This window comes from Pseudomonas sp. FSL R10-1350 (assembly GCF_009600525.1).
Classification (GTDB): domain Bacteria; phylum Pseudomonadota; class Gammaproteobacteria; order Pseudomonadales; family Pseudomonadaceae; genus Aquipseudomonas; species Aquipseudomonas helleri.
Map to the genome: position 1 here is coordinate 1 of NZ_WIVR01000063.1, position 14,618 is coordinate 14,618.

The following is a 14,618-nucleotide window of genomic DNA, read 5'->3' on the forward strand; positions in this document are numbered from 1 at the left end:
ATGCCGTCCTGGGCCATGATGGCCACGCGCTTGCAATCGGCGGTGCTCATCTGCGCGGTGCTGGCGACCACCACCAGCGTGGTGTTGGCACCGGCTTGCAGGCGGCCCATGGAGTCAAGCCGCGACAGTTCAGGCATCGGGTCATTGCAGTCCTGTTCGCCCTGCGGCCGCGCACCTCCCGCCTCGCCCGCGATTTCCCACGGCCACGCCCAGAAGGTTTCGCCATCGGGCATGTACACCGAGCCGATCGGGTTGGCCACCACCAGCGCGGCCACTATCAGGCCGTCGCCCAAATCCAGCGAGGCCGAACCCAAACCGCCTTGCAGCACGCCCGCCATGGCGCCCCGCCCCGCGCCTGCCGCCCCCAGGGCAAAATCTTCAGCGCAGTTGTTCAGCGCCTCAAACCCCAGGCGACGATAAGGCGGCTCCAGCCCCCAGTCCTTGTCGCCGTCATTGGACAGGTCGTGCAACACGGCAGCCGGAACGATAGGGATGGCCGGTGCGCCCGCCTTCAAATGCAGGCCAACACCTTGCACCGACAACGCCGCCGTCACCGCATCCGCAGCGCCCAGGCCAAACACCGAGCCGCCAGAGAACACCAACGCATGCAACTGCCCGACCATGTTCTCCGGCTCAAGCGCCGCCGACTCGCGCCCGCCCGGGCCGCCGCCACGAATATCGACGCTGGCGGTCCACGGGCGATCGGTGCGGATCACCGTGACGCCCGTATCGACACGTTCATCGATGGCGTGGCCGACCAACAGGCCGGGGATGTCAGTGAGCAAGTTGCGGGGTCCGGGATGTGGCATTCAATCGCTTCCTGAAAAGGTGGTGGTACCCGATGTGGAGCAAGTGATGTGCCAAAGCCGCTAGCGCCGTCAACAGCCACTTCGCCGCCAACTGCCCCTGTAGAAAAATCAACACCCTGATCGGGCATTGCTACAAAAACACCAACCCCGCTCACACCCGCCCTGCAAGCCGTTGTTAACAAAGGCTTTTCAACAATGGCACAGCCTTTGCTCAAGGCCTTTGCACCAGAGCTTGAGACTGATGCCCCAGAGCATCCGGCAACAAGCCGCTACTCACCACTTTTTTCGCGACGCCAATGCCGTCGCCTTACCCGACAAGGTTGGCCACCCAGCAGGGCGCGAACCGGGGAACACACTGGAGCCTTCGTACCATGATTTCTTCACGTATCACGGGTTTACCCCAGCCGCGCAAGATCTTCGCCCGCAGCCTGTTGTTTCTCGCCGTGTGCGAAGCCGCGACGGCCGCAAGCCCGCTGCTGGCCGCCGAGAGCAAGAGCGACAACCCGCTGGACACCGTCGTGGTGGTCGGCAACCGTGGCCAGGCCCGCACCCTGGCCGAAAGCACCGCGCCGGTGGACGTGATCTCGTCCCAGCAGTTGCTGGCCACCGGTGAGCCTGACCTGACCCGCGCCCTGAACCGCGTATTGCCGTCCATCAACCTGCCTGCATCGTCCGGCTATGGTTCCGCGTCGGTGGTGCGGCCTATCAGCCTGCGCGGCTTGAACGGCGACCAAGTGCTGGTGCTGGTCAACGGCAAGCGCCGCCACAACAGCGCCCTGCTCAACAACGGCACGTCGCTGAACTCCGGCTCGCAGCCGGTCGACCTCGACATGATCCCCACCGCGTTGATCGATCATGTCGAGATCCTGCGTGACGGCGCCTCGGCCCAGTACGGCTCGGACGCCATCGCCGGGGTGATCAACATCGTCCTCAAACAGACCGACCACGGTGGCAGCCTGAAAACCACCTACGGCCAGAACTACCAAAACGGTGACGGCGAAACCATCCGCCAGACCGGCGACGTCGGCCTTGCCCTGCCCAATGACGGCTTTATCAACTTTGGCCTGGACGTGCGCCACCAGAAAGTCTCCGACCGCTCCGACAAAGCCCCGTACACCGACAGCGCGGGCAACACCAGCCTGGAGCACACCTATTACGGCACCGGCCTGCCCGAGGCGCGCAACTTCAGTTTGGGTTACAACGCCGAGCTGCCAGTCAGCGATGACTTGACCCTGTACTCGTTCTCGACCTACACCCGGCGCAACTCGGAAAAGCCTCTGGCCTTCCACCAGCCCGCCAGCTTTGACGGCATTGCCACACCGTTCCCGGAAGGGATCGAAGACACCCTGCGCTTTATCGAAAACGACTTCCAGGTGGCCTTCGGTGGCAAAGGCACCGTCGCCGGTTGGGACTACGACCTGTCCAGCACGTACGGCCAGGACCACGCCGAAGCCACCCTGCGCCACACCTACAACTTGAGCTACGGCCCTGACTCGCCGACCTCGGTCGACACCGGGGTGAAGACCTTCAGCCAGTGGACCAACAACCTCGACCTGACCCGCGCCTTCGATTTTGGCCTGGCCAAGCCGACGCAGATTTCATGGGGCCTGGAGCAACGCTACGAGAACTACAAAATCGGCAAGGGCGACTACGCCTCATACGCCAGCGGGCCGTTTGATACAGGTGTCAGCGGCAACCCGATTGCGCCGGGGACTATCTCCGGTGCTGGCACCACGCCTGCCGATGCCGACCAAAAAGGCCGCACCAGCCTGGCGGCTTACGGCGAGATCGGTCAGGACCTGACCGACAAATGGCACGTCGATCTGGCCGGTCGTTACGAGCATTACAACGACGGCTCGGGCACCACCACCAACGGCAAAATCGCCACCCGTTATCAGTTGACGCCGATCCTCGCCGTGCGCGGCAGCGTCAGCACCGGTTTCCGTGCGCCTTCGCTGGCCCAGCAGATCTACAGCTCCACCTCGCAGACCAGCGTCAACGGCAACCTGTTCAACTACCGCAACGTGGCGGTCGACTCGGAAGTGGCCAAGGCCTTGGGGGCCACCACCCTCAAGCCGGAGAAATCCACCAACTTCGCCCTCGGCCTGACGCTGCAACCGACCGATGCCACCAGCATCACCCTCGATGCCTACCAGATCAAAATCAAGGACCGCATCGACCAGACCGGCTACCTCGGCGGCACGCCGCAAATCGACGCCATCCTCGGCGCCGCCGGGCTGCCGACCAACCAGGCGGTGACTTACTTCACCAACGCACTGGACACCACCACCCGCGGCATCGACTTGATTGGTGACTACCGCCAGAACCTGGGCGCCTACGGCAACCTGCGCTACACCCTGGGCTTTAACTGGAACACCACCGAAATTGATGACATCCACGCCTCGCCCCTGGCCCAGGCCACCCTCGGCCCGGACGGCGGCTACAACCGTCAGCGCCAGGGCAACCTCAAGCACGGCAACCCGGAGTCCAAGCTGATTCTGGGCACCACCTGGACCATCAACAAGTTTGATATCGGCCTCAACCTGACCCGCTACGGCGAGTACACCCAGTACGGCACCGCCGAGATTTACGACCGCACGTTCTCGCCAGCCTGGATCACCGACCTCAACGTGGACTACCACCTGACCTCCAGCCTGACCCTGACGGCGGGCGCCAACAACCTGTTCAACATCTACCCGGAACGCACAAACCTGCCGAGCAGTTCGGGCGCCTTCCCGTACGGCAACTTCTCGCCGTACGGCACCACCGGCGGCTACTGGTACACCGGCGTGACGTACAACTTCTGACCCATCGCCCTGCCGCTCCCAGCGGCGGCAGGGCTTTGCCGAACACTTGCACGGAGGCTGTCATGACCCGCCGTACCGACCCACTAATACTGGGTGCCTGTTTCACCACCAACACCCGTCGCCCGGACTTCGAGCGCCTCAAGGCCCTCGCCCGCAGCGCCGAGCGCGGCACATTCGCCGCCCTGAGCTTCACCGAACCACCCGAACAGTTTGAAGCCCTGACCTTGATGTCGGCCCTGGCCGCCGTCACCGAGCGCATCGGCCTGATCGCCACCCCGAACGACCCCGAGCCGTACCATATCGCCCGCAAACTCGCCTCCCTCGACCACCTGTCCAACGGCCGCGCCGCCTGGGGCGTTGCCAGCGAGCCGTCAAGCCAGCGCGCAAACGAACGCCACGACGTGGTTAACGACCTGTGGGACAGCTGGGACGACGACGCTTTTATCCGTGACAAAGCCAGCGGCCGCTATTTTGACCCCGGCAAACTGCACACCCTCAACCACAAGGGCGAACACTTCTCGGTGCGCGGCCCGCTGAACGTCGCCCGCCCGCCGCAAGGCCACCCGCTGCGGGTGCACACCCTCGCATCGGAAGCGGACACAGCCTTGGCCATCCGCGTGGCCGACGTGATCATCGCCGAGTACCGCGACCTGCCCGCTGCCCAAGCCTTCTATCACGACATCAAACAGCGTGCCGCTGCCTTGGGCCGCAACCCTGAACACCTCAAGATTCTGACCACGGTCAACCCGCTGGGCAGCACGCCCAATGACATCGCCGAGCGCTTCGAACAGGGGTTCCAGACCCGCGCCTGCGATGGTTTTAATGTGCTGTTCCCCGACTCAACCGACGCCATCGACACCTTCGTCGAGCATGTGATTCCATTGCTGCAACACCGCGGGCTGTTGCGCCACGGCTACAGCGGCAGCACCCTGCGTGAACACCTGGGCCTGCCGCGACCAAGCAACCGTTTCAGCGCCAGCGTCCACTCCGTTACGGAACCTGCCCATGCCCCTTGAATTCAGCTGGCAACTGCCGCTCTGCGCAGCGGGCGCGGCGCCCGACTGGACGGCGCAGCCAGGGCACTGGATTCAGTTGGCCCAGGCCGTCGAATACGCAGGCGTTGATGGCCTGTGGATACCCGGCGGCTCCCAGTGTGCCGACAGCCTGGGCGTGGCCGCCGCGCTGTGCGCACACACTCGCCAGTTGCAACTGACGGTCAGCGTGCCGCCGCAAGTGATGCTCCCCGCCGCGCTGGCCAGCACCGTGCAAAGCCTGCAATCGATTAGCAGCAACCGCGTGCGCCTGCACCTGCCGGACAGCCAGCAAAGCACTGCACGCCACACCTTCGACGACTGGCTCAACCGTGACCAGCGCAGCGAAAGCATCGGTGAATACCTCGACATCCTCGGACGCCTGTTACGCGGCGGCGACGGTGGTTTTACTTACAGCGGCCGCTACTTCCAACTGGAAAACGCCGGTTATGCCCACCGCGATTTGCCCGCCCCGGCCATCGTCCTCAACGACAGCCAAAGCCCGGCGCTGATTGCCAGCCAGGCGCAGGTTTGTTTGTTACGGGCAGCGCCGCCTGCACAGTTGCGCCAGGCCATCGAGCGTCAGCGCGCCGCCAGCCCCGAGCCGTCAACACCGCTCGCGTTTGCCTGCACCTTCGGGCTGATCCTCGCCGATACCGAAGCGCTGGCCTGGGAGGCCGCCGCCCGGCAACTGCCAGCGCTACCGGCGGCCCCAACCAGCGAAGCTGACAGCGTGCTGCGTATGCAACGCGGTGGCCACCCGCTGCGCCGTTATGAGGTCCATCCCAACCTGCTGCAAACGGCGCCAGGGCAACCGGCCTACCTGATTGGCACCCCGCAACAACTCGCCACCCGCCTGCAAGAACTGCATGGCCTGGGGATCGAACATATCGTGATTCAGAGCCAGCCGTCGGTCAGCGACGTGCTGCGCTTTGGTGAACAGGTCCTGCCCCTGCTGGCAGCTCAGGGCCTGCGCAAGGAGAACGCCTGACATGCCCACACCTGTTAACGGAGCCATCGAGATTGACTGGTTCCTGCCCACCAACGGCGACGGCCGCCACCTGACCAGCAGCGGTCTGCCCAGTGTCGGGCTGTTCCAGCAGGGCGAACGCGCGCCCACCCTCGACTACCTGCGCCAAGTAGTGCGGGCGGCCGAACTTGGCGACTTCGACGGCATCATGGTGCCAACCGCCAGCGGTTTCGAAGACCCTTGGTTGATCACCGCCGTGCTGGCCCAAGAAGTACGCCGCCTGCGCTTTTTGCTGACCGTGCGCCCCGGCCTCGAACTGCCCGCCTACAGCGCCCACCGTGCAGCGACCTTGCAGTTGCTCAGCGACGGGCGCCTGGACCTGCATGTGGTCAGCGGTTCGAGCCGGTTTGAGCAGCGCTCGCTGGGGGATTTTCTGGAGCATGACGAGCGCTATGCGCGCACCGCCGAGTTTCTTGAAGTGTTCCAGTCGGTGTGGAGCGGCCGCAGCCAGCCCTATCACGGGCGCTATTACCGCAGCGCAGGCGGCGCCCCCATCGCGCCTCAGGCGCCAGCGCCCGCGATCTATTTTGGTGGCGCTTCGCAGGCCGCCGAACAAGTCGGCGCGGCCCATGCGCAAACCTACCTGATGTGGTGCGAGCCCCCGGCGATGATCGCTGAACGCATCCTGCACATGCGTGAACGCGCCGCCGCCCGCGGGCGCACTTTGCGCTTTGGCCTGCGCGTGCACGTGTTCGCCGCCCCCACTGACGATGAAGCCTGGGCGCACGTCGAGCGGTTGCTGGAAGAGATCCCCAAAGAGGCCATCGAACGGGCGCAGTTGCAGATGGCCGCGTATGAGTCGGTGGGCCAGTCCCGCCAGACGGGGCTGGTCAAAGGTCGCGGACGACGCGCGCGGGAACTGGAAGTGTCGGCCAACCTCTGGGCCGGTGTCGGCCTGGTGCGTGGCGGTGCGGGTACTGCGCTGGTGGGCAGCTATGAACACGTCGCCCAGCGCATCGAGGAGTACTACCAACTGGGCGTGGAGTGTTTTGTGCTGTCGGGTTTTCCGCACCTGGAAGAGGCGATCCACCAAGGCGCGGAGTTGCTGCCACTGTTACGACGCATCGGCCGCACTTAGCTCGGTGCGCGCCCCTTGAGCATCCCGTGATTGACCAGCAGCGTGCGCATGGCATTACGGGTGATGCCCAGCAGCGCGGCGGTGCGCAACTGATTGAAACCGCAAAAGGCAAAGGCCTCGCGCACGATCAAGTCTTCAATGTCATGCAGCAGCGTGTCCCCCGGCACCTCGAACAAACGCAGCAACTGCTCACGCATCACCTCTTGCGGCAGCTTGCTCAGCGTACTCGCCCCGGCCTTGGCCACGCTGAGCCCACCTGAAAATTTCAGGTGCTCCGGGCGGATCGGCTTGTCACCGGCCACCAGCAACGCCAGGTGCACGACGTTTTCCAGCTCACGAATATTGCCCGGCCACGGGTAATCCAGCAGCGCTTGCGTCGCGGATTCGGAGAGCATCGGTTCATTGATCTTCAAGCGCGCGCTGTAAAGGCGGCGGAAGTGTTCCACCAGCGGCAGGATATCCAGCGGGCGCTCACGCAGCGGCAACACCGAGACTTGGGCAACGTTGACCCGGTAAAACAAATCGAGACGGAAATTACCCGCCTCCACCGCTTGCTCCAGATCGACGTTAGTGGCGGTCACCAGCCGTACATCAATCTTCACCGGCTTGCGCGAACCGACGCGCACCACCTCCTGCTCCTGCAACACGCGCAGCAACTTGACCTGCAACGGCAGCGGCAAATCACCAATTTCATCGAGAAACAGCGTGCCGCCATCGGCCTCTTCGAACCAGCCTGCGCGGCGCCCGGTGGCACCGGAAAAGGCCCCGGCTTCGTGGCCGAAAAACTCACTCTCGGCCAGGGTCTCACTGATCGCCCCGCAGTTAACCGCCACAAAGGCGCCACGCCGGCCACTGGCCGCGTGCAAATAACGGGCAACCAGCTCCTTGCCGGTACCGGTTTCGCCATTGATCAACACCGGCACCTCACTCGGCCCCACCTGCTGCAAAAAATCCAGCAACTGGCGCGAACGCGGGTCGGCAAACACCAGGGCCTTGGCCCGGATAGACAGGGGGTCCTTTTCACCCTGAGGGAACGTCAAAATCGGGGTCGAATGTCCCAAGGGGCCGCTCATGGCAAGGAATTCCAGCGTAGGTAACGATCGAAGGTAGCGATACTTTACCGAGCGCGGGTTATAGCCAGAAATACTTAAAAAGAATTAAGACCAAACTTTTCTGGATATTGGGGGATACAAGAAAGATCAAAGGATCGCGAGCAAGCTCGCTCCTACAGCTTTTAGCGCATGCAACATTCGTCGGCCGTCGGCTACGGCTCCCAAGCTCTATAAGTCCAACAGCCTGTTGGACAATTACGACCTGAGCATGGCTGCGTAAATCCAAGCTGGCGCGTGAGAGTCCTCTCATCCATATGAGATACCTGATGGGCCGTTAACCTATACTCGCGTGTCAATCAGCACATCTCGTAGCCATCACCGGAAAGCGTCCATGTCAGTGCGAATTTACAGATAGCGTTTTATTACCTGTACGGCATTGCCCAAACCAGAGTGAACCGAGGAGTTTTTCTTAGATGATTTACAACAGTCTGAATCCAGAAAAAGCGCTGATTTGGCGGATCGTCCACCGTGACAATCTGCCCTGGATTCTGGACAACGGCCTGCACTGCGCCAGCTCCGAGGTGCAGGCGCCCCATTACGTGAATATTGGCAATGCTGAATTAATAGACAAGCGCCGCACTCGGCGTGTTCCAATTGAGCCGTCAGGCATGTTGGCCGATTACGTACCCTTCTACTTCACGCCCTTCTCTGTGATGATGCAAAACATTCACTCAGGATGGAGTGTTCAGCAGCGCGGCAACGATGAGATCTTGATTCTGGTCTCCAGCTTGCACCGCGTCGCCGAGCTAGGGTTACCGTTCGTCTTTACAAATGCACACGCCTACCCGGATTGGACAGACTATTACAGCGATCTGGACAGCCTGCATGAGATCGACTGGCCTATCCTTCAACGACGCGACTTTAAACGTGACCCTGATGACCCCCGAAAAATGGAGCGGTATCAGGCCGAAGCGCTGATTCACCACCACCTACCGATTACAGGACTCCTTGGCATCATGTGCTACACCGATGCAGTGAAAGCACGCATAGAGCAGGACGTGGCCGCCAGGGGCCTGACGCTAGCAGTGCATGCCCGGCCGGGATGGTATTTCCAATGATCACATTTACCCAAGGCAACCTTCTGGAAGCCAAAACCGAAGCCCTCGTCAACACGGTCAATACCGTCGGGGTGATGGGCAAAGGTATTGCGCTGATGTTCAAAGAGCGCTTTGCACAAAACTATCGTCTGTATGCGGCCGCCTGCAAAGCTGGCGAAGTAGAAACAGGCAAGGTTCACGTCACCGAAGTCAACGAGCTTGAAGGCCCCAGGTGGATCGTAAACTTCCCGACCAAACGTCACTGGCGCTCACCTTCGCAGATGGCCTGGGTCACTGAAGGCCTGCATGATTTACGCCGCTTCCTGATTGAAAACCAGGTCAAATCCATAGCAATTCCACCGCTGGGTGCTGGTAATGGTGGCTTGAAATGGCCTGAAGTCCGCGATCAGATCGTTAATGTTTTGAGTGATCTGGATGTAGAGGTACTGGTGTTTGAACCCTCTAGCCAGTATCTGAACGTCGCTAAACGCAGTGGTGTGGAAAAGCTAACGCCAGCTCGGGCACTTATTGCCGAACTGGTACGGCGTTATTGGGTTCTAGGGATGGAATGCAGCCTGCTGGAGATTCAGAAACTGGCATGGTTCCTTGAGCGCACTATTGAAAAACTGCCAGACACACAAAACCCGCTGAAACTGAAGTTCATTGCTCACACCTATGGCCCCTACGCCAATCGGTTGGAGCATCTGCTCAACAATCTGGATGGCAGCTACCTTCATTGCAACAAGCGCATCAGTGATGCGGGAATCAATGATGTGATCTGGTTTGACCAAGACCGAAAAGACTTTTTGCAGGCTTATCTCAAAACAGAGGCCAAGGAATATTCCCAAGTCCTGGAATACACCGCCGAATTAATTGATGGTTTTGAGTCACCGTTCGGCATGGAGTTGTTGGCGACAGTCGATTGGTTGCTGAGCCAGGAGGATGTCTCACCGACGCTTCCAGCCGTGCGCGAAGCATTAAAGCATTGGGATGGCGGGGCTGATGCTGCTGCCCGTAAAAGCAGGTTGTTCGACGATCAGTCACTTTCTATTGCCCTCAAACGACTCACGTCCAGTCACTTCAAACCGCAAATGGCGCTCTGCTGAGGTTTGCTCATCTACTAGCCGCCTGTAGGAGCGAGCTTGCCTCGCGATCTTTTGATCTTTTAAAAGATCGCGAGGCAGGCGTATTTAAGCCTGTTGCGAGCCCTGGACCTTGACGATCCAGCCAGCCGGAGCTTCGACGTCGCCAGACTGGATGCCGGTGAGTTCGTTGTACAGACGTTGTGTCACCGGACCAACTTCTGTCTCGCTGTGGAAGACGTGCAGTTTGTCGCGGTACTGGATGCCACCAATCGGGGTGATGACGGCAGCGGTGCCGCATGCGCCCGCTTCGCTGAAGCGGTCCAGTTCGTCTACGCGTACATCGCCTTCAACCACGGTCAGGCCCAGACGCTCTTTGGCCAGTGCGATCAACGACAAACGCGTAATGCCCGGCAGTACCGAGGCCGAACGCGGGGTCACGAATTGATTGTCTTCGGTGATGGCAAAGAAGTTGGCCGAGCCGACTTCTTCAATGTGGGTGTGGGTCAGCGGGTCCAGGTAGATGCAATCTGCAAAACCGGCCTTTTTGGCTTCGGAACCCGGCAGCAGGCTGGCCGCGTAGTTGCCACCCACTTTGGCAGCACCGGTGCCATTTGGCGCGGCACGGTCGTAGTCGGAGATCATGAAGTTGCAAGGCTTCATGCCGCCTTTGAAGTACGGGCCAACCGGGATGCAGAACACGCTGAAAATGAATTCCGGGGCCGTGCGCACGCCGATGTTGTCGCCCACACCAATCACGAACGGACGCAGGTACAGCGCGCCACCCGAACCGTACGGCGGGATGAACTGTTCGTTGGCTTTGACAACCTGGGTACACGCGTCGATGAACTGCTCAACCGACACATGCGGCATCATCAAACGGTCGCAGCTGCGTTGCATGCGCAGGGCGTTCTGGTCCGGGCGGAACAGGTTGATCGACCCGTCTTTGCAGCGATAGGCCTTCAGGCCTTCGAAGCACTGTTGCCCATAGTGCAGGGCGGTGGACCCTTCGCTGATGTGCAGCACGTTGTCTTCAGTCAGAACGCCGTTGTCCCACGTGTCGTCGCTCCAGCGAGACAGGTAGCGATAGTCGGTTTTGATGTAATTGAAGCCCAATGTGCTCCAGTCGATACTCGGGACAGACATGATTACCTCGAAAGCTGTTCTTGGCAGGTTATGCGGCATCGGCAAGGTCGATGCCTTTATCACGGGCCAGTGTGCCAGCCACTCACGGCCAGCGCACCGGGGTCATTCAGTATTTGCGAAAAATAACGTGCGGTTCGTCGCGTTAAGCCCTGAAGGCCGAACCAAAGTGGCCATTTTTATTGCACGGAAAAACCGGTTAGGCAAGTGTCTCGATAGGGGCTGAAGGCCATTAATGGCCCGCGTTGTCGTCCGGTTCAATCCCCAGTGACTTGATCAGGTCATCTGCCCGCTCATCGGCTCCCGGTTCATCGGCGCGCCACCAACGGCTGGAAACACGCATGGTGTAGCGGCGCCGATATTCAGAGGGCGTAACCCCGGTGGCGCGCCGAAACAGGCGGCGGAAGGCACTGGCATCCTGGTAGCCGCAATACTCCATGACCTCAGTCAGGTCGATCAGCGTCACTTCCAGCAGCTGTTTGGCCCGCTCCACACGCAGGCGGTGCAGGTAGTCCAGCGGGGTCATGCCTTCGACTTCCTTGAAATGCCGCAGCAAGGTGCGCGGGCTGGCGGTCGCGGCCTGGGCCACGCGCTCAAGGCTGTAGGGCGTCTGAATATGCTGCTGTAGCCAGTGCTTGGCACGAAACACCACACTGTCGCGGGTTTTCACCGAGATGCCGGGAAAGTTCAGGCCCGACTGTTCAAAACGCATGGGGTGATAGAGCAGCCCGTTGGTCGCAATCTGCGCCATTTCTTCGCCCGCGAAATGGCGAATCAGTTCAACCACCAAGTCGCACACCGCCGCCGGTGCCCCGGCAGTAAAAACCGGACCATCCACCACAACCGGGCCTTCCATCGCCATCTGCACGGCGGGGAAGCTGGACGCAAACCAGTTGGCAATCATCCACGTGACCGTGGCGCGCCGACCATTAAGCACACCGGCACGTGCCAGCATCACCGGGCCATTGAAGCTGGCCGCGATCACCCGGCCCTGGGAGTGGTAGCGGGCGATGCAGTCCAGCTCTTCGCTGCATTGGTCGAGCACATGGTTGAGGTCGGGGACGCTTTTCATCTGCACGCCCGGGACAAACAGCGCAGTTTGCGAGGGCCGCAAGGTTTTGCGCCCCCCGGCAGGCGACTGCATGGCCGTCATCCAGTCGGGCAGCGGCAGCTCATTGCCCGCCGCATCTATCAGCCGCCAATGAAAGAACGCCCCGCGCTTGTCGGGGTTACGCATCTGCCAGAGCGTGTTGAAGGTGCGCAGAATATCGATAACGCTGAACAGCGTCCCGGCCATGCTGTGCGGGCCATGGAGCAAATCAATACGAACGTTCATGGGCTAACCCGGCGATATTGGACTTATTGTTGGCGATATTAGCTTTACCTCTGTGCCTTGTCTGCCAGCGGCACTCGCCGCACCTGCCCCGTCCCTTATTCCTGCCAGTTAAAACCAGCCGGACACAGCCCACGCCAAGCGCTGCGCGGGCTGTTTACCTCGTGTTTTGGCTGGCGATATTGACCCTATCGCTGTCGGTATTCGCCGTATTACCGCCCGACCTTGGGCGATAGACTGAAAACGCCTGGCATCCCACAAAAACAAAACGAAGGTAGTGCTCAGTGAACACAACAATAAGAAAATCGTGGGCCAAGGCTGGCAAACCCGTTATGACGGGACTCTCCACGGCGCTGCTCAGCGCGGGCATGACAGCCCCGGTATCAGGGGGCGAACTGGTGTTCGGTGACCTGCGATCCGGGCTCGGCCCAGGGATCGAATGGCAGCAGGATGACACCCGCCTGACCGTTAAAGGCGCCGTGAAACTGGGCACGGTGCGGCGCATGGACAACCCGAGCCACCGCCTGACCAGCACCGAATACGGCATGAACCTGTTCAACGACGGCGACCTCAACTACAAGCGCGGCGATGCCGTGTCGACGTCGCTGGAAACCTACCTGCAAGCCGACCTCAGCCACCGAAACCTCGGCGTGTTTGTCAGCGCCAAAGGCTGGTACGACTACGCACAAAAAAACCAGGACGTGGACTATGGCAGCGTCCCGAACGGCTATCGCTCCGGTAAACCCTTGAGCGATGACGGTTTCGACTCGCTGGCGCGGTTTTCCAACGCGGTCATCGACGATGCCTATGTGTATGGCAACTTCCAGCCGGGCGGGCATGACCTGTTGGTCCGGCTTGGCGATCAAGCGATCCCTTGGGTGACACCGACCACCATCGGCGGCGGCCTGCAGGCCGTGAACGCATTCGACTGGGCCGCCGCCCGGCGCAGCACCTCGATTGCCGAAGCCCGCACCGTGGCGATGCCCGCGCTTTACGCCAAGCTGGCCCTGACCGACAACCTGAGCGTGGATGCCTTTAATCAGTTTGAGTTGCGCCCCAATGCCTACCCCGGTTGCGGCACGTTCCTGTCGACCAGCGATTACGCGCAACCCGGGTGCAACCAGTTTTTACTCAACGGCAGCATCCTCAGTTCGCTGGCCGGCCGCCCGATCTTTACCCCGGACGGCCAGGCCCTGAATAACCCCCTGGACAGCGTGGCCCGCGGCCCCGACCATCGCCCCAGCGACAACCAATACGGCGCAGGCCTGCACTACTTGTGGGACAACGTCGGCATGTTCGGTTTGTATTTCGCCGACTACACCAGCCGCGATGCCATCACCCAAGTGGTGCGCACAGGGCCCGGCGTGCTGACACCTCCGGCTGCCAATCTGGGCCAGGCCACCCCCACCGGCGTGGCCGCGTATTACCAGCGCGCCTTCCCGACCCACATCCGCCTGTACGCGCTTAACTTCAAGACCCGCCTCCCGGATGGCACCGGTATTTATGCCGAATACAGCTACCGGCCCAACCAGCCCATTGCCTGGAACGGCTCGGACTTCATCACCGGTTTGCTGGGCGGCAGCGGCCCCTTTGCGTACCTGACTAAAACCCCGACCGGCTATCTGGCGCCCGGTTACGACCGCTTTCGCGTCAGCCAATTCAACCTTGGCGCCAGCCGCCCGTTTGGCCACGTGTTGGGCGGTGACATGAAGCTGTCGGCCGAAGCCGGGTTCAAATATGTGCACGACCTGCCGGACACCGACGAGCGCCGCTACGGCCGCCCCGGTTTTGGCAGCGCGCCCTACGGTGAGAACGCGAAATGCACGGGCCCGGCGGCTAAATGCTCAATGGACGGGTTTGTCACGCCGTTTTCATGGGGCACCCGCGCCAAAGCCGAAATCCACTATAAAAATGTGTTGCCGGGGCTCGACCTGACCCCTTCGCTGGCGGTGCTCTATGACGTTAAAGGGCATGCCTATGACGGCGTGTTTTCCGAAGGCCGCTACGCGCAGGTGCTGGGCGTGCAGGGCGAATACCAAAAAACCTACACCTTCAACGTCAGCTACCTGAACACCGGTGGCGGCGATTACAACCTGGTCGCCGATCGCAGCATGTTTGAGGCCAGTGTCGGCATCCGCTTCTGAGCGCCCCTATTG

11 protein-coding genes are annotated in these 14,618 nt (G+C 61.3%); 7 read left to right on the forward strand and 4 right to left on the reverse strand.

Annotated features, from left to right (window positions below; all coding sequences use genetic code 11):
* On the reverse strand, positions 1 to 809 hold an 809-nt coding region (locus GHO25_RS21110; RefSeq protein WP_153392214.1), incomplete at its 3' end, for a P1 family peptidase.
* Between the two features lie 371 nt (positions 810 to 1,180).
* On the opposite strand from GHO25_RS21110, the gene GHO25_RS21115 reads away from it, so the two are divergent.
* The 4 genes from GHO25_RS21115 (at position 1,181) to GHO25_RS21130 (ending at position 6,755) form a co-directional block, all read left to right on the forward strand.
* Positions 1,181 to 3,616 carry a TonB-dependent siderophore receptor gene (locus GHO25_RS21115; protein ID WP_153392216.1) on the forward strand — a complete coding sequence of 812 codons (2,436 nt, stop codon included), beginning with the start codon at positions 1,181 to 1,183 and terminating at the stop codon, positions 3,614 to 3,616.
* Between the two features lie 62 nt (positions 3,617 to 3,678).
* On the forward strand, positions 3,679 to 4,632 hold the full coding sequence (locus tag GHO25_RS21120) for an LLM class flavin-dependent oxidoreductase (RefSeq protein ID WP_153392219.1): 954 nt from the start codon (positions 3,679 to 3,681) through the stop codon (positions 4,630 to 4,632).
* Positions 4,622 to 5,638, forward strand: a complete 1,017-nt coding sequence (locus GHO25_RS21125) for an LLM class flavin-dependent oxidoreductase (protein ID WP_153392221.1) — start codon at positions 4,622 to 4,624, stop codon at positions 5,636 to 5,638. The genes GHO25_RS21120 and GHO25_RS21125 overlap by 11 nt, the downstream gene beginning before the upstream one ends.
* Before the next feature lies 1 nt (position 5,639).
* Positions 5,640 to 6,755 (forward strand): LLM class flavin-dependent oxidoreductase, encoded by a 1,116-nt coding sequence (locus GHO25_RS21130; protein ID WP_153392222.1) that lies wholly within the window; start codon positions 5,640 to 5,642, stop codon positions 6,753 to 6,755.
* On the opposite strand, the gene GHO25_RS21135 is transcribed toward GHO25_RS21130, so the two are convergent.
* On the reverse strand, positions 6,752 to 7,828 hold the full coding sequence (locus tag GHO25_RS21135; RefSeq protein ID WP_048367710.1) for a sigma-54-dependent Fis family transcriptional regulator: 1,077 nt from the start codon (positions 7,826 to 7,828) through the stop codon (positions 6,752 to 6,754). The two genes, GHO25_RS21130 and GHO25_RS21135, sit on opposite strands and share 4 nt — an antisense overlap.
* Before the next feature lie 452 nt (positions 7,829 to 8,280).
* On the opposite strand from GHO25_RS21135, the gene GHO25_RS21140 reads away from it, so the two are divergent.
* Positions 8,281 to 8,925, forward strand: a complete 645-nt coding sequence (locus GHO25_RS21140; RefSeq protein WP_153392224.1) for a DUF4433 domain-containing protein — start codon at positions 8,281 to 8,283, stop codon at positions 8,923 to 8,925.
* Positions 8,922 to 10,010: a macro domain-containing protein gene (locus GHO25_RS21145; RefSeq protein WP_048367713.1), complete on the forward strand. Its 1,089-nt coding sequence runs from the start codon at positions 8,922 to 8,924 to the stop codon at positions 10,008 to 10,010. The genes GHO25_RS21140 and GHO25_RS21145 overlap by 4 nt, the downstream gene beginning before the upstream one ends.
* 84 nt (positions 10,011 to 10,094) lie before the next feature.
* Here GHO25_RS21145 and GHO25_RS21150 read toward each other — a convergent pair whose 3' ends face one another.
* Both GHO25_RS21150 and GHO25_RS21155 read right to left on the reverse strand, forming a co-directional pair.
* Positions 10,095 to 11,132, reverse strand: a complete 1,038-nt coding sequence (locus tag GHO25_RS21150; RefSeq protein WP_153392226.1) for a branched-chain amino acid aminotransferase — start codon at positions 11,130 to 11,132, stop codon at positions 10,095 to 10,097.
* A gap of 229 nt (positions 11,133 to 11,361) precedes the next feature.
* Positions 11,362 to 12,465: a GlxA family transcriptional regulator gene (locus GHO25_RS21155; RefSeq protein WP_178110172.1), complete on the reverse strand. Its 1,104-nt coding sequence runs from the start codon at positions 12,463 to 12,465 to the stop codon at positions 11,362 to 11,364.
* Between the two features lie 329 nt (positions 12,466 to 12,794).
* On the opposite strand from GHO25_RS21155, the gene GHO25_RS21160 reads away from it, so the two are divergent.
* The gene (locus tag GHO25_RS21160) at positions 12,795 to 14,606 is read left to right on the forward strand and encodes a DUF1302 domain-containing protein (protein WP_227024831.1); all 1,812 of its coding nucleotides are present in this window, start codon (positions 12,795 to 12,797) and stop codon (positions 14,604 to 14,606) included.
* Positions 14,607 to 14,618: the final 12 nt, after the last annotated feature.